Genomic DNA, 19,161 nt, shown 5'->3' with positions numbered 1-19,161 from the left:
GTTGAGTTGCGACTACGCTCAGCCCACGCATCGCTCACATATCGGGTTAAGCCTAGTCGAGGAGAACCCGAAACTTTCCTCATACATCTTTGGGCGTATCTATTGCGGGCGCATCTCCCCGCGTTCAATCCGTTTCACTTGCTCAAGCTGCTGTTCTGTCTTCTTCGCCCAAGCTGTATTCCCTTGACTAGAAAAGAGATCTCTGGCATATCGCAACACCCGTTCAGCTTCAGGCAAATTCTTCTGCCGAACAAATACCAAACCTGCGGCATAGTAACCCGTTGCAAACTTCGGATTGATCTGGGTTGCTTTGCGAAACCCATTCAAAGCTTGGTCTAGTTTACCCTGATAGTAAGAGACTAAACCTAAGCTATAGTGTGCTTCGACATAGTTCGGATTGCGCTGAATCGCTTGCTGAAACGCAGACATCGCTTCATTCAATTTTCCTTGCTGCTGATAGGCTTGTCCGATCTGAAATAAAGGCTCCGGAGCATTCAAACTTAGATTGGCTGATTTCTGAAACGCTTGCACTGCAGCATCATAGTTCTTCTCCTGCATCAGAACTAAGCCCAGATTATACTGAGCCACACCCGACTTCGGATCAAGTTCGATCGCTCTTGCTAAGTAGTCTCTTGCTTGCTTGATATTATTGCCTTCTAGCAACGCAGCACCCAGATTTGCAAATGCTAGTGCAAAATTTGGATCGGCTTTGGTGGCTTGATGAAACGCATCGGCTGAGGGCTGAAGTTGTCCAGCTTGACGTAATGCTAACCCCAAATTATAGTGAGCCGCAGCAAGACGCGGATTGAGCTTAGCTGCTTCGCGAAATGAAGCGATCGCTTCATTCAATTTTCCTTGCTGAATTTGTTGTAATCCTTGATTAACTTTTGATTCTGCTGATGCTGTTGCTTGTCGAGAAGCTTGAGCAAGCAGCAGCGGAGTCGCATGACTCAGAGATGCCGTAGAAGAAAGCAGACACAATCCAGCGGACAAGAGTACGATTTTAAAACACAATCGGATAGACATATTTACACTCACAATCAATTGCTATAGTTGCAGACCTACCTCTCATCGCCTTCTACAAAATTCAGGTCTCATCTTTAAATTCAGGACACAATGTTCGGTTGATTTGTTCACTAAACGTTCACAATTTCAATCGATTAAACAATCTTCTAGAAGTTATGGCAAGGGCTTTTCAATGTATCAGAAGCCTCAGTAATTCGGGGCATGTGTAGCGTGAGAAGGCTTAAGACATATCCCTTGAGTTCGGAAATTACAGCGACAACCTCAACTCTTCGATGTTCGAGAGTTGAGGGAATGAACGATGCTGTAGAGCAGATCTCTTTTCACCGAGTAGTTCACGGCAATCAATCAGATAGAAAGATGGGGAGGATAGGGAGCACTCTGAATTTAGTCTCCCTATCTCCCCATTCCACGTCGGGCTATCAAATGCACCTATTGACGGTTCGGCTGAACAGGCTTTTGAGCCACCTGCATCGATTTCACTAATTCTGCCATCGCCGTTTCTAAGACGACTCCTGCATCCATTGCCACCCAACCTTCGGTCGTCTGCTGGCGCACCTCAAAGTGCAAGTGAGGTCCAGTCGAATTGCCTGTACTCCCCACTCGCCCAATGACGGTACCCTGTTTCACAATATCGCCCGGTTTGACAAAGATCTCTGATAAGTGAGCATAGAGCGTCTGTTGTGCGCCTGCATTGTGTTCTAGCGCAACCGATAAACCATAGCCTCCAAAAAAATCAGAGAGAATGACGCGACCTGTTAACGCGGCTAAAACAGGAGTACCCAATGCTGCTCCAATATCAGTTCCTGTGTGTAATCTCGTATTGCCCGTGATCGGATGAACTCGCCAACCAAACATGGATGTGATCGGAGCCGGAATCGCTAACGGAAAAATTAACCTGAGATCACCGTTCCCAATACGTCCGATCGGGCGAACATTGCGATTGTAATAATTTTGAACGGTGCCGTAAGCGGAGCCAATCGGGTTGGATTGTGCTGCTCCTGCCCAGTTAATTCCCGTGACGGACAAGTTAAAGCCGCCCACTTCAACCGGAGCCATACTCACCGATTCAGCAGGCGCACGATACCGAGGAGACACGATCGACGCTGGAGGTTTCGCAATCACGGTTGGAGTCGGAGTCGATCGTTCAGTTGCACCTAAGTCATAGTCGGTTTTGTCAATAAACGTATCCCCCTCCACAGGGGCAACTTCAACCGCAGGGGCAACTTGAACGGGTGGCGCAATCTCAACCGCAGCAGGAGCAGCAGGTTTGACCGCAGGCAAAGGATCGGTTGGGGCTTGAGCGTGGACAGAACGGATCGCACCGAGTCCGACGAGCCAGCCCAACCCTGAAATCATTAAGGCACGCATCCAGAAGAGATTAAGTAGAGAGTGAGTCATGGGACGATTTGGGGAGACAATAGCGATCGAGAAGGCTCAAGCTTTTATTGTGACGGGTATTTAGAAAATCGCGCCACTTATGGGCGAATGTTACTCACAGCACGTCGCAGTTGAGCGAGTGCTTGGTTGTAACCGATGATGGCGCTAACACGGTTTCCCTGAGCTTGAGTCAGGGCTGCTTCAGCACTAATTCGATCGGTTTGTGTACCGACTCCAGCCTGGAAACGCAAAATTGCCAATCTCAGCGCTTCTTCTGCCTGGGCGACCGATTGCTGAGTCGTATTGATATTGGCAAAGTTGGCTTGGAGGTTCGCGAAAGCTTGCTCGACTTGGAAGCGGATTTGATTGCGGTTTTGAGCAAATCGGGCTTCGGCAATCTCGCGATCGCGTTCTCGCTGGCTAATTTGAGCATTAGTTGCCCCGCCATCAAAAAGATTCCAACGTGCTTGCAGTCCCAGGCTGTAATTGTCGGAATTGTTAGCATCGGTATCAATGGTTCCAGAGCGACTGAAATCATACGAGGCGACAAAGCCAAGAGTGACTCCATTTTGCGCTCGTGCAGCCCGAATTTGAGCTTGGCTAATTTCACGCTGCACAAGCTGTTCTTCGAGTTCTGCTCGATTTTTATAAGCCAAGACGATGCTATCTTCCAACGGAATCGTCCACGTTCCTGCAGGCTGAACTGGATCAGCCGCGGTCAGCGTCGCGGTTTCAGATAAACTGAGCCGCTGAGCCAGTTGTCGGCGATTGATCTCCTGGGTCGCTTGGGAGTTGCGAAGTTGCTGCTGAGCATTGGCTAAGTTAACTTCTGCACGCAAGGTGTCAAATCGAGTTCCTAGTCCGGCTGTTTCTTGCGCTCTCGAGTCTCGCAGGTTAGCTTCTGCATTTCGGACTGCTGCTTCGTTAATCGCAACTTGAGAGTCTGCATTCTGCAAGTTGTAGTAATCATTGGAAACTTGCAGCCGCAGTTCTTCGCGAGTTTGTTCCAATTGCAATTCAGCCGTGCGCGATCGCCGTTCTGCTGCTTCAATCTGAGCTGGACGTAGCCCTGACGTAAAAATGTCGTAGTTTAGCTGTGCGCCCAGACCGAACGCCGTTCGTGTGGAGCTGCCGCTCTGACTTTGGATGCCCAGTTGCTCTAGAAAGCTATTTTGTTGGGTGTCTTGAGTGATGAAAGCACTTCCAGAACGGGTGAGGTTGGATGTCAATGCAAGTGTGGGAAAGTTTCCTGCACGCGCTTCTCGAATGGCAGCACGGCTTTGTTCAACTTGCAGACGGGCGATTTCTAAATCGCGGTTGTTGCGTTCTGCAAGGTCTAGCGCTTGTTGGAGGGTAATCGGTTGGACGGAACGGACTTGGACTTCTCCAGGTTTGGTGGGGAAGAGGAGACGGTTGGGGGAGGGGGTGAGGAGGGTTTGGGCAGAAGCGCCGGGGGTGGGAGGTGGGGAGGTGGGGAGTGGGGGAGTAGGGGTTGGAGTAGGGGTGGGAGTGGGGGTTGGTGTAGAGGTCGTTGGTCGGGGTAAGGGTGCAGAAGGACGTGGAGTTGTTGGAGCTTGGGCGGTTGGGTTGGGTTTGGGGTTTGGCTTAGTCGTGACGGGTTTGGTTGGGACAACGACGGAGGGAGTTTGTGCGATCGCGTTCGGTTTGAGATCAATGACCCAAGGAGGGGTAGGATCGCCTTCTAAGTCGCGCGATGCTGCGAGGGTGAGCGTTGGAGAACTGTTCTCTGGCTTGAATTGGTTAAAAATTGAGGGTTTTGCCACACTGGGGGGAGCCGCAACCAGAACACGAGATTGTGGTTGAGCGGCGACGGACGAGTTTGAGGCGGGTTCTGGCTCATTTTGGGGTGAGGTGGGATTGGCGGTTGCCGCATCCACCGAGCCGATAGCCATCCACGCTCCTACACCTAAAGCCAACAATTCAAAATACGGTTTCATACGATTTCGGTTCGCCCACTGAGATCACGATCATTTTTTAGACTTGTTCAGACTCTTTAGAGTTCTGAGTTGTGCAGCCTTAAGCAGGATATCGTTTCTAGCTGTCGATCGACAAAAAACCTTGCGACTTTAGAGGTTAAATTTTCGAGTTCGACAAGTTCCATCGAACAGATTTAGATTGGAAGATACTTGTAAATCGGGAGGTTTGGGGATTGGTTCCGCGATCGACAATCCTTCAGCAATATTTCAGATCAATGCATTGTGAGAAGAGTAGGAATGCCAATCTGATTTATGTCGGAAGGGGGTATACAGATGGATCAGCTTGTGGAGCAGTGAGGTATAACTATTACCGCTAGGGTCAAGCGTGAATCCGGATAAGTTAAAAATTTCAATGGCTCAATCAATTTTCTCTCGTTAAGTCGATGAATAGAAGGTATATCTAATGAATCCATCTCACGATCGTCAATTTGCTCCTGCCACTCAACGCAATCGTGAACCGATTCTAGAGGTTTTACTGGAAGTGCTCCCTCCAGCAGGAACAATCCTAGAAATTTCCAGTGGCACAGGAGAACATGCGGTATTCTTTGCACCTCGTTTAGCACCTCGACGATGGCAACCTTCTGATCCAAGCGCGATCGCGCGTGACAGTATCGCCGCGTGGCGCGAGTTTGAGCCTGCGGAGAATCTAGCTGCCCCGATCGAGATTGACGCACGTGATTCAGTTTGGAATGTTGAAGACTCAATTCAAGCGATCGTGAATATCAATATGATTCACATTGCGCCTTGGGCAGCGTGTTTAGGGCTAATGGCAGGTGCGAATCGACTGCTTCCACCCGGCGGAATTTTGTATTTGTACGGTCCCTACAAACAAAGCGGAATCCATACCGCTCCTAGTAATGAATTGTTCGATGACAGCTTGCAACTACAAAATCCAGAGTGGGGTGTCAGAAATTTGGAGGATGTAGTTGATGCTGCTCAAGCTCAAAATTTAGAGTTATTGAAAGTCCTTTCGATGCCTGCCAATAATCTATCTGTTGTCTTTCAAAAGCGATAAGAATCCCAAACATCCAAACGATAAATTGCTTCTCTCGCCTCAATGTTCAATTTGAGGCGAGAGAGTATTACGCAGAGGCTTTGCTAAAAGTGACCTTCCATCGCAGGAACGCATCGCTCACATAACAATGGATGCTCTTTTGATTCACCCACATGTGTCGAATAGTTCCAGCAGCGATCGCATTTCTCCCCTTCAGCATCAATCACGCCAATGCCAAGTGTATCCGTTTGAGAGCAATACTTTGAACCAGTTAAGCGATCGCTAGATTCGAGTAGTTCAACTTGCGAAGTGATAAACAAATAGCGCAATTCATCCACACAATTGCCGCTCAAACTACTAGCAGGATTCAAAGCTTGCAGTTTTGCCCGCAGCTCTGAATCCGCAACAAAGAGTAAAAGCTTAGCTTCGAGTGAAGACCCGATCGCTTTATCAGCGCGAGCTTGTTCCAGAACTTTGTTCGCTTCTGCCCGCAGTTCTCTCAACTGTTCCCACTGTTTTGCTAGCTCTGGATTGCGCCATTGATCCTCTAGCTTCACCCATCCCGCCGCAAACACCGATTTGTGCGAAGTGGAATAAGGCAAGTACTGCCAGATATCTTCTGCCATGTGGGATAGCACAGGCGCGATCGCTTTCGCTAAATTCTCAAGCGCGATCGCCAAAACAGTCTGACAACTCCGGCGACGTTGAGCATTGACCGAACTGATATACAGCCGATCTTTTGCAATGTCTAAGTAGAAGTTCGATAAATCAACCGTACAGAAGTTTTGAATCGTCTGGAAGAAGCGGAAGAATTGATAAGTTTCAAACGCATCTTGAACCTCGTCGAAGACTTCAGTGATGCGATGCAGCATATATCGATCGAGTTCGGGTAGCTGCTCATAGGGAACAGCATCTTTTGCAGGATCAAAGTCATGCAAGTTCCCAAGCAAAAACCGAGCCGTATTGCGGATCTTGCGATACACATCGGACATCTGCTTCAAGATATTTTTCCCGATCGGCACATCATTGGTGTAGTCCACCGAAGACACCCACAATCGCAAAATATCAGCCCCATAAGGCGGTTCTTGCTGCTGATTCTTACCCCCTTCGATCACCACCATTGGATCGACAACGTTTCCTAACGATTTACTTTGCTTCCGTCCCTGTTCATCCAAAGTAAACCCATGAGTTAGCACCGCTTTGTAAGGCGCATGACCATTCACTGCCACACTCGTGAGTAAGCTTGATTGGAACCAGCCGCGATGTTGATCTGAACCTTCGAGATAGATATCAGCCGGATAGCGAAGTTCCGATCGCTGTTCTACAACCGATGCCCAAGACGAGCCTGAATCAAACCAGACATCCATTGTGTCTGTGCCTTTTCGATACTTTTTACCGTGGTATTTTTCGGGAAGCAGTTCTTCGATCGACAATTCCCACCAAGCATCTGAGCCTTTTTCGGCAACGATCTGCTGCACATGCGCGATCGTTTCTTCATTCATTAATGGCTCACCCGTCTCTTCCTCATAAAACACGGGAATCGGCACGCCCCAGCTCCGCTGCCGTGAAATACACCAATCCGATCGCTCAGCGACCATTGATGTAATGCGATTCTCTCCCTGAGCCGGAATCCATTGAACTTCAGAGATCGACTTCAAGGCTTGATCGCGGAATCCTTCAACAGAGGCAAACCATTGTTCAGTCGCTCGGAAGATCGTCGGCTTTTTGGTGCGCCAATCGTAAGGATATTTGTGCTGGTAGGGTTCTTCTTTTAAGAGCGATCGGACTTCTTGCAATGCCTCGATCACAGCTGTATTCCCTTCACCCAGAACATTCAGTCCTTTGAATTGTCCGGCTTCTTCAGTAAAGTCGCCATTATCATCGACAGGCGCAAGAATCGGCAATCCGTAGCGCTGTCCAACCTGATAGTCTTCTTGACCATGTCCTGGAGCGGTATGAACTAATCCTGTTCCGGATTCCGTTGTGACATAATCGCCTCCGATCAAGATTTCACTGACGCGATCGTACAAGGGATGCCGATACGTACAATGCTCCAGCAATCGACCCATCATCGTTGCTTTGACTTCTAAGGTTGTCCCAAGCACTTCTGACAAGCGATCGACCAAATCCTTTGCCACGATCAGATACTTAAATCTTCCCGGTGCATTCTCTCCAACTTCAACGACCGCGTAGACCAAATCTGGATTGACACTCACACCCAAATTCCCTGGAATCGTCCAAGGCGTTGTTGTCCAGATCGCTACACCCAATTCACCCAAAAATGGATCAAGGGGCATCTGCAATTCTTTCGACAAGTTCAACACTTCAAACGCCGCATACAAACTGCGCGAAGTATGACCCTCTGGATATTCCAATTCCGCTTCAGCCAAAGCTGTCTTAGAACTGGGACTCCAATGCACAGGCTTCAAGCCGCGATAGATATAGCCTTTCAGCACCATTTGCCCAAACACACCAATTTGAGCCGCTTCGTATTCTGGCTTCAAGGTCAGATAAGGATGCTCCCAATCTCCCCAAACCCCATATCGTTGAAAGCTCTTGGACTGTTGCTCGACCGTTGCAAGGGCGAAATCTCTCGCTTTGTGGCGTAGCTCGATCGTCGTCAAGGCTCGACGCTCATCTGGCTTGAGGGTTTGCAAGACTTTTAACTCGATCGGTAAACCATGACAATCCCAGCCTGGAACATACCGAACCTTTCGCCCTTTGAGCAATTGGTATTTATTAATCGTGTCTTTGAGAATTTTATTCATCGCATGACCGATGTGTAACGCGCCATTGGCGTAAGGCGGCCCGTCATGCAGAATGAACACTTCACCCGGATTTTCTTGTGACAGGTGTTCATAAATCTTCTGTTCTGCCCAGAACTTCTGCAATTCGGGTTCCCGTTTGACGGCATTTGCGCGCATGTCAAACTTAGTCTGGGGAAGATTGACACTATTTTTGTATGAACCTGGCTCTGTCGCAGTCATAAGAAAAAAGGGCTAGAAAAAATCACATCTATCTATTCTGTCAGGAATTTCGCCACTGCGGAGATTCAAGCTGATTTTGCTCCGCATTCTTAGCAAGAATAGAATCTTTTATCAGTGAAAAATACGATAGAAGTCGCATCATCTTTCCTGTATTTCTAGTGCCTTCTCATCAATCTTACGGATTGATCATTGAATAAAATCTATTCTTAATTGCTTAAATATTGAAATTAATCTAATTTTATCTCCGGGTTTACAAGGAGAATGTGAAGCGATCTCTTTTACTATGCAAGAAATTTATTTCCTCCTCAAAAACGCCTGGGATTACATCAGTAAAGAAACAAGAAAAGTGTAAAAACATACACACTAAAACACTGAGATGCCAGTATGAACGCATTCATCTCAAGGAGCTACAGGCATGTCTCTCTCTGGAAAACAGTTCATTGCTGGAGCAATTCTTGCAATGGGGATCGCACTCTCGAACGCAGGTCAAGCGTTTGCAGCTTCCCTCACGAGTCGGGCTACGCTAACTGCTGATAATCACTACGGACTCTTTCATGGCAGCAGCACGGGCGACCGCTTAAACTTCGTCGGACGCAATGAGTATGGTCCCAATGGCAGCACGGGCGGCTACAACTGGTCACATGCCGAAACTTGGGATTTCACAATGGACTCTAATGATTATTTGTATGTCGTCGTTTGGGACGATCGCAGTGTAGACGAGTCTTGGGTCGGCGAGTTCAGCTTCAAAGACAAAGACAGCAAGACTTACAACTTACTCTCGAAACCGGATGCGTGGGAGTATGTCATTACTCAGAAAGGCACAAACCCCGGTGACTGGGGACACACACCCGGTAATGCTGAGTTGAACTGGGAAATCTCGAATGCGAATTGGATTTCTGCTCGTAGCCGAGGCTTGAACGATGGTTCAACTCGTCCTTGGGGACGGATTTCGGAAGTGACTCAAGCAGCAGAATTCCTCAACACCACGACCAATTCATCCGGTGACAAGCGTGATAATAATCGCTACACCATTTTCCGCACCAAGCTGACGGTTGCTGATGTCACTGATATGCCGCCTGCTGAATCCGTTCCAGAACCCGCTTCTGCTGCTGGATTGCTGGCTCTGGGCGCAGTTGGCGCTTACTCTGCCCGCAAACGTAAAGCGAAAGCAGAATAATTTTTCGCTTTGCTAGTCAATGCCTATCAACCAGGGCTTGGAAAATTCCAAGCCCTTTTCTCTTTCTCGCTCACACTTTAAGCGCTTTCATCTGCGGCAAAATCGCCTGGAAAGCCCGCCCACGGTGGCTAATTTCCTGCTTGACCTCTAACGGCATCTCAGAAAACGTCATTCTCTGCTCTGGCACGTAAAAAATCGGATCGTATCCAAATCCGCCTTCGCCTCTCGGAGCGGTTAAAATCTCACCCGGACAGAATCCTTCGGTCAAAAGCGCGATCGTTCCATCTGGCTTCGCCACCGCGATCGCACAAACAAACTGCGCCCGCCGATCGGTGGCATCTCCTAATTCGCCTAATAATTTTGCAATTCGAGCTTGGTCTGACTCTGCATACCGAGCCGAATACACGCCGGGTCTACCGTCTAATGCCATGACTTCCAATCCCGAGTCATCGGCAATCGCCCATTGTCCGGTCGCGATCGCAACTTGCGTCGCTTTTTGAGCCGCATTTTCCTGAAACGTCGTTCCCGTTTCTTCCATCTCCAATTCTGGCGGCTTCAACCGTAATTCCCAATTCAGCCCAGACAAATACGGCTCAATCTCTTTCACTTTGCCCGGATTTCCGGTTGCTACCACTAAAACTGTCATCTCTCAATCCACTTGCGAAACGCATCCCAACTCGAAATATCTTCTAATAATGCCTGATATCCACTGACATTGGGATGCAATCCATCTTCAGTAAATTGCTGCTGACACCAAGTTGATCCTCTCGATCTCCAAGTCTCGAACAGATCTAAATGCGGGATCTTTCTTGCCTCACATGCTGATCGAATTGCTGCGTTATAGCGACTCTGATCTTGATGGTTGTAATGCATACAGTCCAGAAACGGCATTCTCGCTTCGTCTACTGGAACCATGCCAACAAACAAAACAGGACAAAGCTTACTGGCTCGATCGAGTAAATCCGCCATTTCAACTTGAAAGGTCTCAAACGGCGTTAAATTTTTTCCATCCAGCTTGCCAACTCGTGGCGAGTCGTTCACTCCGACCGACAAAATAATCAAATCCGGAACGCGATTTCGCAATTCTCCGCGGTGATGAAATTCGACCTCTAATCGCCGTGCGACCTGCCGCACCCCATCTCCTCGCACTCCCAAGTTATAAAGGGCGTGGTTTGCCTCTCCCGGACTCATCCAGCGTCGTCTGAGTCGCTCTACCCAACCTCCACCTTCTGGATCACCAAATCCATAGACGAGGCTATCGCCTAATGCCAAAATTCGCAGTGAAGACACTGGAGGAGCCGTAGAATTGATTGGGGGAGAAACCAAAATCTGCATGAATCTTGTGCGAATGAAACAGGTCTGCGCTATTAATAGAGTCTGAGCTAATTCGGACTCTATCACTCTAAACGAAATTTTTCAAAACTTTACACAAGCTTTGAAGATCGAAATACTTCCGAATTCTTTACTGAGAGAACACTGATGGCAAAATCTGGATCCTTACATAAACGTCCCACCTTTGACACGGTTCAACTGATGCGCCGCGCCGATGACTTGATTAGCGCTGCTTCTAACCGTTACCGGATCACTGTTCAAGTTGCAAATCGCGCCAAACGCCGCCGTTTTGAAGATTTTGACAGTGGAGATGATCCGATGATGAAGCCTGTGATGCGAGCCATTATCGAAATGTCGGATGAACTGACACAGCCCGAAATTATCGGCGAATAATCCTGAATTTGGGGCAAGCAATTGCCCTTATTTTTTGATCAGTCTTATGAAGCGCTTTATTACTTTCAGTCTCGTCACGCTGTTCTTGAGTTCGCCTGCTCTCGCCCAAACGCCTGGTTCTCGCCCGACTCGGATTCAGGAAGCATGGCAGCAAGTATACAAAGACAATCCGGATCTCCCGCTCGAAAATCAATACGTGAATCGTGAAACGGGCAAGGTTGATCCCAACAACACTTTAGTCAGTCGTTTGGTGCGTTATCACTATTTCATCAAAGGTCGTCCGGTGAATTATCGGCTGGACTGGAAATATACGATCGCGGATTTTCTGGGCGCAAATGAACTAATGAGCGCAAGTACTTATCCTGGGGCTGAAAATCTCCGCAAAAATCCCTTTGAAAGCGATCGTGCGATTATCCAAAAGTTGAATCGCAAACAGCGCGATGCCTTGATTCAGTCGTTAGTGAATGTCTTTACCCCTCGATGAGCCGGATTCTGAAAACGGGTGCAGGTTGGCGATTAGGTTGGGATGCTGCGGCTCCTGAATTTAAAGGCTTAGTCGGTGGAGAAGATTGGGCGATCGAACTAACCGAGCAGGAATGGAATGATTTTCGTCGCTTGAGCGAACAACTGCATGAGACCCTTCAACAAATCGCTCAAGAGTTGATGGATGAAGAGAGGATCGCTTGTGAATTAGAGAGCGATCGCATCTGGCTAGAGGTGGAAGGATTTCCGAATGCTTATAGTTTGAGATTAATTCTTCAAACTGGAAGAAGGGCAGAAGGTTACTGGGAAAACGCTTTGGAATTGCGAGAGGCACTGTGTACGATCGAAGGTTTCTAAAACCTGGACGGAATGCGTAAACATTAGAGATAGAGTGATCAGTTAAGTCTCCTACCAGGTCACACGATCGCTCAAGCGTTCTATCAACTTCTTCCCGACACCAGGCACATGATCGAGATCTTCCAAGGACTGAAATGGACGGGCTTGAATGATTCGTTTCGCTAATCCTGAGCCAACTCCCGGCAATGCTTCTAACTCTGCCTGAGTTGCAGTATTGAGATTGACTAACCCGGTGCGAGATTGGCTTGGTGGAGGACATTGTTTCTGTTCAGCCTCAACCTTGCGCTGAATTGCTGGAGGAATCCCCAGAACTGAATTTGCATACAGTCGATCAAATTCTCGTTGAAAATGGGCTGCAACTACCGGATTCCGAATCACGATAACCGTTTCATCATTTCCACGATTCGCGGCAAGCGTCCAGTTATGAGACCCTGTAATCACGGTATGTCCGTCTACAATTCCAAACTTGTGATGCAACATATCACCGGGCGGAAGTTGCGGCACTCCAGCTGTCTTGATGGGATTTTGCCAAGGACGATTATTGACTTCCCACTTGCAGTTATTACTTAGCGCCACGCCTAACATATCTAAACCTTCGCTGAAAGGTCTATACATGAAGCTGGGTTCGATTAATGCCCGAATTGATTTTCCTTCGATCGTATTAACTAGATCCTGATCCGAGAACACAAACAACGCTAAATCGATCGCTTGCGTGGATTGCTGAAGCGTTTTGGCAATCAAACCATTGGGTGTTTGTTCCCAGGGAATCGTTCTGGAATTGGGTGAGAACTGCAAGGAAATCACGCTCTCGCCCAGTTTGAACTGCTGTGCTGGACGAAATGGCTTTTTCACGCCAAATTTGCGATCGCTCCACATGAGTTCAAATTCTGCTGTAAAAGCCTGTGCAACTTCCACACTTTCCATCTTCAGCAAATTATTAGCATTGCCGCGGCTGCTAGGACGAGCAAAGTCTCCGTGTACGTCTGACATCGTGAAGTTTGCCGAAGTCACGATCGTAGTCTTTCCATCCACAACTATGAATTTGTGGTGCATTAAGTTACTGCCTCGGCTGCCATCGGCTCGATCATCGATCCGAGGAATCTTCGCAACATCCAACATCACTAAGGCATCTCGATCCTGAATTTCAGTCAGGCTTAACTGTCCATCTTGATCTTGATCGATCAGCGTTCTGGATTCCTGATATCTCGCTTTTTCTCGCTCCGGCAATTTCTCAACTTCTGCGGCAGAATAACTGCTGTAAGGACGAGCGTACTGATTTTCGAGAATCACTCGCACGGTCACGCCTGCTGCGGCTCGATCGCGCAATGCCTTCGCCACATTAGGCAATCGAAATTCTTGAACAGCAACATCAATGCTCGACTTTGCCTGTGCGATCGTATCGATTAAAACTTCTTCTAAGTTATCGCCTGCCCTTGTAATTTTGCGATACGGCTCAGTATATTCAGAGGCCGCTGCTTGATTCGTAAAGACTTGGATGTTGGGATCTTGTGGCAGTGGGCGCACACTGATCGAAGATGAAGCTGCTCGGCATCCCGCAAATAGGAGCGTACAGAGACTAAACTGGATAAGGTGATTCAGTCTGACCACAAGCTAGATTCTCGCACAACATCAACGTGCTACTTTCAATGCATTCGCATCGAATAGCACCTGTAGCGTACCCATCTTTGGCAACCCCCACTCATGCAAATTTATCTCGACTATAGTGCAACTACGCCCACGCGACCCGAAGCGATCGCAGCAATGCAACAAGTCCTGACGGAGGAATGGGGCAATCCGTCGAGTTTGCATCAGTGGGGTCAGCGTGCGGCAACGATTCTAGAGCGATCGCGCGTTCAAGTTGCTCGTCTAATTAATGCACCCGAAGAGTCAATTGTTTTTACCTCGGGTGGAACAGAGTCAAATAATCTTGCGGTGATGGGAATCGCTCAGCAGTACCGTACGCCTCAACATATCATTATTTCTAGTGTTGAACATTCCGCCACTTCTGAGCCTGCAAGCCTTCTAGAACAGTGGGGTTGGGAAGTGACTCGACTGCCAGTGAATCGACTTGGACAAGTCGATCCCGCAGATTTAAAAGCATCGCTTCAATCCAACACCGTTTTAGTGTCGATCATCTATGGTCAAAGCGAAGTTGGAACACTTCAACCGATCGCCCAATTGGGTCAGATTGTTCATGATCATGGTGCAGTTTTTCATACCGATGCTGTCCAGGTTGCGGGACGATTGCCGATCGATGTTCAGCACTTACCGATTGATTTACTGTCACTGTCAAGTCATAAAATTTACGGCTCTCAGGGGGCTGGAGCACTTTATGTGCGTCCTGGGGTAAAACTTCTGCCGCTGCTCAATGGTGGCGGACAAGAAGCAAAACTGCGATCGGGCACGCAAGCTCTGCCAGCGATCGCAAGTTTTGGCATTGCAGCCGAGTTGATCGCTCAAGAATTAGCGATCGAAACTCCTCGCTTGATTCGGCTCCGTGATCGCTTATTTGATGCGCTATCTAATGTTTCTGGCTTAGTCGTGACCGGAGACCGGGTGCATCGGCTCCCGCATCATGTCAGCTTCTGCTTACCCGAGGCAGATGGGCAGACGCTGAATGGCAAAGTGTTAGTTCGACAAATGAATCTTGCGGGCATTGGAATTAGTGCAGGGGCTGCCTGTAGTAGCGGAACATTGCGCCCCAGTACGATTTTGCAGGCGATGGGTTATGACGATCGTGTTGCGAAATCAGGTATCCGGCTTACGTTAGGAAAACAGACAACCGAAGAAGATATTGATTGGACTGCAATCGTATTGCAGCAGATCTTGGCGCGTCTGCAACCTCAAAAGCAGCCCTGTGAATGCTACTAAATTAGAGCATTCGGAAGCATTGCTAAAGATGCTCCTGCTTGGACTCGAACTTCTAAATCAGCATCTTCTAGCAATCGATTCAAGAGGGTCACGACTCGATCAACCGCTTGCCCTCGTTTTGCCAACTCTCCCAATTCAACCGCAACCGCCAATCGCATGAATGGATCTGGATCGATGACCTTGCTCGTCAGCTGATTCAACGTTTCCTCAACCTGTTCTAACTGCTCAAGTTCTGCGAGAACAGGCTGGGAATGATGCGTTGCTTCTGGGGGTGAATCAGTCTCTAAGCTCGGATCAATCACCTCTGAAATTCTCAGCGATGTCGCTAAAGGAATATCAGGTGTAGGCTGTGGAATCATCGACAGAATTGCACCTTCAGAGTCTAAATCAGGCTGAAGTTTCGGAGCTTCTGGGGCAATGGCTTCTTGAACAGAATTGGGCTGTAACTTGAGTTTTGTATAAGTGCGAGATGCAGACACGATCGCGCCAAGAATTGCAGCGATCGCGATCAGAAAAAATAAAGTCATCATTCTTCTAAACTTTCAAGTTGGATAGCTCTATTCCACAGCGATCGCATTAGAACTTACATCCGACTTGATAGAGATTCTACACAAAAAGCCCCCGCACGAGGCGAGGGCTTTGAAATCGAACTGACTAGAAATTAGTCAAGGTTCGGCATCGACAATACAGGTTCAGTCTCACGGTTGATTCCTTTCTCGAAGCCAGCAACAGCCGCGCGTGCGCGACCTGCATGCCACAAGTGACCAACCAAGAAGAAGAAGCCCATGATGAAGTGGAAGCTCGCTAACCAAGCACGAGGGTTCACATAGTTGAACGAGTTAATTTCCGTTGCAACACCACCCACGGAGTTGATCGAACCCAGCGGAGCATGAGTCATGTACTCAGCCGCGCGGCGAACTTGCCAAGGTTGGATATCGTTCTTGATCTTGTTCAAGTCAAGACCGTTCGGACCCCGTAGCGGCTCTAACCAAGGACCACGGAAATCCCAGAAGCGCATGGTTTCACCACCAAAGATGATTTCACCCGTCGGAGAGCGCATCAGGTATTTACCAAGACCTGTCGGACCTTGAGCAGAACCAACGTTCGCCCCCAACTTCTGGTCACGAATCAAGAAGGTCATCGCTTGCGCTTGAGACGCTTCAGGACCCGTCGGACCGTAGAATTCACTGGGGTAAGCCGTATTGTTATACCAAACAAAGACAGAAGCAATGAAGCCCATCAAAGACAACGCACCCAAGCTGTAGGAAAGGTAAGCTTCACCTGACCAAATCAGCGCGCGACGTGCCCAACCAAAAGGCTTGGTCAAGATGTGCCAGACTCCACCTGCAATACAGATGAACCCGATCCAAATATGACCGCCAATGATGTCTTCCATGTTGTCCACGCTGATGATCCAGCCTTCTCCACCAAAAGGAGCTTTGGTGAGATAGCCGAAGATCTTAGCAGGGTTCAATGTGGGGTTCGTGATCACACGAACATCACCACCACCCGGTGCCCAAGTATCGTAGACTCCGCCGAAGAACATTGCTTTAATCACCAACAGCAATGCACCTAGACCCAACAGGATCAAGTGATAGCCAATGATGTTGGTCATTTGATTCTTATCTTTCCAGTCGTAACCGAAGAAAGACGAATATTCTTCAAGTGTTTCCGGTCCACGAACTGCGTGGTAAATTCCACCCAGACCGAGTACTGCGGAAGAGATTAGGTGTAAAACACCGACGACAAAGTAAGGGAAGGTGTCAATCACTTCGCCACCCGGTCCAACACCCCAACCTTGGGTTGCCAAGTGAGGCAGCAAGATCAAACCTTGCTCATACATCGGTTTCTCGGGGATAAAGTGCGCAACCTCAAACAAGGTCATTGCACCTGCCCAGAAAACGATCAGACCTGCGTGGGCGACGTGAGCACCCAGTAATTTACCAGAGAGATTGATTAAACGAGCATTACCTGCCCACCAAGCAAATCCAGATGATTCTTGGTCGCGGTTGCCTGCGAAAGAAGTATTAGAGAGCGTTACCACGGGGAAGAACCTCTTCGGGGAATACAAAGTGTTCATGAGGCTGATCCTGAGATGCCATCCATGCCCGGATGCCCTCATTCAGCAGAATGTTCTTGGTGTAGAACGTCTCGAATTCTGGGTCTTCAGCGGCCCGAAGCTCTTGCGACACGAAGTCATACGCCCGCAAGTTCAGCGCAATGCCGATGATGCCCACCGACGCCATCCACAACCCGGTCACAGGCACGAACAGCATGAAGAAGTGCAACCAGCGTTTGTTGCTGAACGCAATCCCGAAGATCTGCGACCAGAAGCGGTTCGCCGTCACCATCGAATACGTTTCTTCTGCTTGGGTCGGGTTGAACGCCCGGAACGTGCTGGAGCCTTCACCGTCTTCAAACAGGGTGTTCTCTACAGTCGCCCCGTGAATCGCACACAGCAGCGCACCCCCGAGAATCCCCGCTACGCCCATCATGTGGAACGGATTCAAGGTGAAGTTGTGGAACCCTTGCACAAACAAGATGAAGCGGAAGATGGCAGCTACCCCAAACGAGGGAGCAAAGAACCAGGACGATTGTCCCAAGGGGTACATCAAGAACACCGACACGAACACGGCAATCGGTCCAGTAAACGCGATCGCGTTGTACGGACGGATGCCCACCAACCGAGCAATTTCGAGTTGGCGCAGGCAGAAGCCAATCAGTCCGAAGGCGCCATGTAGGGCAACAAATGTCCACAGACCGCCGAGTTGACACCAGCGGGTGAAGTCGCCTTGGGCTTCGGGTCCCCACAGCAACAGCAAGGAGTGTCCCAAGCTGTCAGCGGGGGTGGAGACTGCGACGGTGAGGAAGTTACAGCCTTCGAGGTACGAGGACGCGAGTCCGTGGGTGTACCACGAGGAAACGAAGGTGGTTCCGGTCATCCATCCGCCGAGTGCCAGGAAGGCACAGGGGAAGAGCAGGATGCCCGACCAACCGACGAAGACGAATCTGTCGCGTTTGAGCCAGTCATCGAGAGCGTCAAAGACTCCTCTCTGCGGCGCGCGACCTACTGCGATGGTCATGAATCAAAATCCTCTAGCTTAATAAAAACTGCTGGCTGTCTAGAGTGAACGAGTTTATATGCCTATATATAATAAGAGAAATTAGAAAATTTACAAACCGACACGTCGAATCTCAGCATAATTTTTTTGTACTTTTTTGCGATCGCTAAACAAATCAGGCTTTTCAGCATTTCAGTCTTTGAATCGCTTTATGAGAACGCTCGATTGTCAATGAGTAACTATACTTATGTTTACTTGTACTTAACGAAGTGTTGCAGGCGGTATACTAATTAAGATTGTCTGTAAGATTGTAGATCGGGCTGGGATACGGTTTGACGCGATCAATGAATTTGAGATTTTGTAAGTTTTTTAGGTAGTAAAAGCGCTATGGCGGCACAAACCACATCATCTTCAGAAAGCCTTGTTTTGAGGCAGCCAGTCTTAGGTGCGCGGCGGTTCAGTAACTATTTTTGGGCAACGGTTGTTTCAGTAGGAGCGACTGGATTCTTCCTAGCTTCAATTTCTAGCTATACCAAAACGAATTTTTTGCCGTTTTCTGATCCGACTCAGCTTGTCTTCGTGCCGCAAGGACTCGTGATGGGCTTTTATGGCACGGCTGGATTATTGTTGGCAACCTATTTGTGGTTGACGATTTCTTGGGATTTAGGCGGCGGTTACAACGAATTTAACAAAGAGAAAGGCGAAGTCAAAATCTTTCGCTGGGGTTTTCCTGGAAAAAATCGTAAGGTTGAAGTTGATTTGAAGACTTCGGATGTTCAGGCAGTGAAAGTGACGCTGAGAGAAGGGGTCAATCCTCGACGATCGCTGTACTTGAAAGTGAAAGGAATGCGCGATATTCCTTTGACTCGCGTCGGACAGCCGATGACACTAGCAGAATTAGAGAACGAAGCAGCAGGATTGGCGAAGTTTTTAAGTGTTCCCTTAGAAGGTTTATAAGGGCGGATTTACGATGCTGTAGCAAACGTTGACGCAGCTTACAGATGATGAATTCTGTTGATAGAAACTGATGAATGTATAGAAAAGCTTGTGGGTGTGGAATCTACAAGCTTTTTTATGCTTCATTTGCGCGAATGTGCGTAAGATG

At 48.5% G+C, this 19,161-nt stretch carries 17 protein-coding genes; 7 read left to right on the top strand and 10 right to left on the bottom strand.

Annotated elements, in window-relative coordinates; genetic code table 11:
* Positions 1 to 99: 99 nt before the first annotated feature.
* From LEPBO_RS0118075 to LEPBO_RS37475, 3 genes are all read right to left on the bottom strand, one after another.
* Positions 100 to 1,026 carry a tetratricopeptide repeat protein gene (locus LEPBO_RS0118075; protein ID WP_017288974.1) on the bottom strand — a complete coding sequence of 309 codons (927 nt, stop codon included), beginning with the start codon at positions 1,024 to 1,026 and terminating at the stop codon, positions 100 to 102.
* A 429-nt stretch (positions 1,027 to 1,455) separates the two neighbouring features.
* Complete coding sequence (locus tag LEPBO_RS40165; protein WP_017288973.1) at positions 1,456 to 2,424, bottom strand: M23 family metallopeptidase; 969 nt, start codon at positions 2,422 to 2,424, stop codon at positions 1,456 to 1,458.
* A 77-nt stretch (positions 2,425 to 2,501) separates the two neighbouring features.
* Entirely contained in the window at positions 2,502 to 4,361 is a 1,860-nt protein-coding gene (locus LEPBO_RS37475) for a TolC family protein (RefSeq protein WP_017288972.1), read from the bottom strand.
* A gap of 442 nt (positions 4,362 to 4,803) precedes the next feature.
* On the opposite strand from LEPBO_RS37475, the gene LEPBO_RS0118060 reads away from it, so the two are divergent.
* On the top strand, positions 4,804 to 5,415 hold the full coding sequence (locus LEPBO_RS0118060) for a DUF938 domain-containing protein (RefSeq protein ID WP_017288971.1): 612 nt from the start codon (positions 4,804 to 4,806) through the stop codon (positions 5,413 to 5,415).
* An 83-nt stretch (positions 5,416 to 5,498) separates the two neighbouring features.
* Here LEPBO_RS0118060 and ileS read toward each other — a convergent pair whose 3' ends face one another.
* Positions 5,499 to 8,381, bottom strand: a complete 2,883-nt coding sequence (gene ileS, locus LEPBO_RS0118055) for an isoleucine--tRNA ligase (RefSeq protein ID WP_026148739.1) — start codon at positions 8,379 to 8,381, stop codon at positions 5,499 to 5,501.
* Positions 8,382 to 8,796: 415 nt separating this feature from the next.
* On the opposite strand from ileS, the gene LEPBO_RS0118050 reads away from it, so the two are divergent.
* Positions 8,797 to 9,558 carry a PEP-CTERM sorting domain-containing protein gene (locus LEPBO_RS0118050; protein ID WP_017288969.1) on the top strand — a complete coding sequence of 254 codons (762 nt, stop codon included), beginning with the start codon at positions 8,797 to 8,799 and terminating at the stop codon, positions 9,556 to 9,558.
* Between the two features lie 70 nt (positions 9,559 to 9,628).
* On the opposite strand, the gene rdgB is transcribed toward LEPBO_RS0118050, so the two are convergent.
* Positions 9,629 to 10,204, bottom strand: a complete 576-nt coding sequence (gene rdgB / locus LEPBO_RS0118045; protein ID WP_017288968.1) for an RdgB/HAM1 family non-canonical purine NTP pyrophosphatase — start codon at positions 10,202 to 10,204, stop codon at positions 9,629 to 9,631.
* Positions 10,201 to 10,893, bottom strand: coding sequence for a GDSL-type esterase/lipase family protein (locus LEPBO_RS0118040; RefSeq protein WP_017288967.1), 693 nt, complete (start codon positions 10,891 to 10,893; stop codon positions 10,201 to 10,203). The genes rdgB and LEPBO_RS0118040 overlap by 4 nt, the downstream gene beginning before the upstream one ends.
* A gap of 144 nt (positions 10,894 to 11,037) precedes the next feature.
* On the opposite strand from LEPBO_RS0118040, the gene LEPBO_RS0118035 reads away from it, so the two are divergent.
* From LEPBO_RS0118035 to LEPBO_RS0118025, 3 genes are read left to right on the top strand one after another with little or no spacing between them, the layout of a single operon-like run.
* Entirely contained in the window at positions 11,038 to 11,283 is a 246-nt protein-coding gene (locus LEPBO_RS0118035) for a DNA-directed RNA polymerase subunit omega (protein WP_017288966.1), read from the top strand.
* Positions 11,284 to 11,329: 46 nt separating this feature from the next.
* The gene (locus tag LEPBO_RS0118030) at positions 11,330 to 11,767 is read left to right on the top strand and encodes a hypothetical protein (RefSeq protein WP_017288965.1); all 438 of its coding nucleotides are present in this window, start codon (positions 11,330 to 11,332) and stop codon (positions 11,765 to 11,767) included.
* Positions 11,764 to 12,123: a DUF1818 family protein gene (locus tag LEPBO_RS0118025; RefSeq protein WP_017288964.1), complete on the top strand. Its 360-nt coding sequence runs from the start codon at positions 11,764 to 11,766 to the stop codon at positions 12,121 to 12,123. Before LEPBO_RS0118030 ends, LEPBO_RS0118025 begins: the two co-directional genes overlap by 4 nt.
* A gap of 51 nt (positions 12,124 to 12,174) precedes the next feature.
* Here LEPBO_RS0118025 and LEPBO_RS0118020 read toward each other — a convergent pair whose 3' ends face one another.
* Positions 12,175 to 13,731, bottom strand: coding sequence for a phospholipase D-like domain-containing protein (locus LEPBO_RS0118020; RefSeq protein ID WP_144056228.1), 1,557 nt, complete (start codon positions 13,729 to 13,731; stop codon positions 12,175 to 12,177).
* Between the two features lie 93 nt (positions 13,732 to 13,824).
* Here LEPBO_RS0118020 and LEPBO_RS0118015 point away from each other — a divergent pair, with 93 nt between their 5' ends.
* On the top strand, positions 13,825 to 14,994 hold the full coding sequence (locus tag LEPBO_RS0118015) for a cysteine desulfurase family protein (protein ID WP_017288962.1): 1,170 nt from the start codon (positions 13,825 to 13,827) through the stop codon (positions 14,992 to 14,994).
* On the opposite strand, the gene LEPBO_RS0118010 is transcribed toward LEPBO_RS0118015, so the two are convergent.
* The 3 genes from LEPBO_RS0118010 to psbD form a co-directional block, all read right to left on the bottom strand.
* The gene (locus LEPBO_RS0118010; protein WP_017288961.1) at positions 14,991 to 15,524 is read right to left on the bottom strand and encodes a hypothetical protein; all 534 of its coding nucleotides are present in this window, start codon (positions 15,522 to 15,524) and stop codon (positions 14,991 to 14,993) included. The two genes, LEPBO_RS0118015 and LEPBO_RS0118010, sit on opposite strands and share 4 nt — an antisense overlap.
* Before the next feature lie 131 nt (positions 15,525 to 15,655).
* The gene (psbC, locus tag LEPBO_RS0118005) at positions 15,656 to 17,074 is read right to left on the bottom strand and encodes a photosystem II reaction center protein CP43 (protein WP_086371004.1); all 1,419 of its coding nucleotides are present in this window, start codon (positions 17,072 to 17,074) and stop codon (positions 15,656 to 15,658) included.
* Positions 17,022 to 18,077, bottom strand: a complete 1,056-nt coding sequence (gene psbD, locus LEPBO_RS0118000) for a photosystem II D2 protein (photosystem q(a) protein) (RefSeq protein WP_017287122.1) — start codon at positions 18,075 to 18,077, stop codon at positions 17,022 to 17,024. The genes psbC and psbD overlap by 53 nt, the downstream gene beginning before the upstream one ends.
* A 366-nt stretch (positions 18,078 to 18,443) precedes the next feature.
* Between psbD and LEPBO_RS0117995 the strand changes: the two genes are divergently transcribed.
* Complete coding sequence (locus LEPBO_RS0117995) at positions 18,444 to 19,013, top strand: photosystem I assembly protein Ycf4 (protein ID WP_017288959.1); 570 nt, start codon at positions 18,444 to 18,446, stop codon at positions 19,011 to 19,013.
* Positions 19,014 to 19,161: the final 148 nt, after the last annotated feature.

The organism is Leptolyngbya boryana PCC 6306, assembly GCF_000353285.1.
GTDB lineage: Bacteria > Cyanobacteriota > Cyanobacteriia > Leptolyngbyales > Leptolyngbyaceae > Leptolyngbya > Leptolyngbya boryana.
This window is presented reverse-complemented; position numbering and strand designations above follow the sequence as displayed.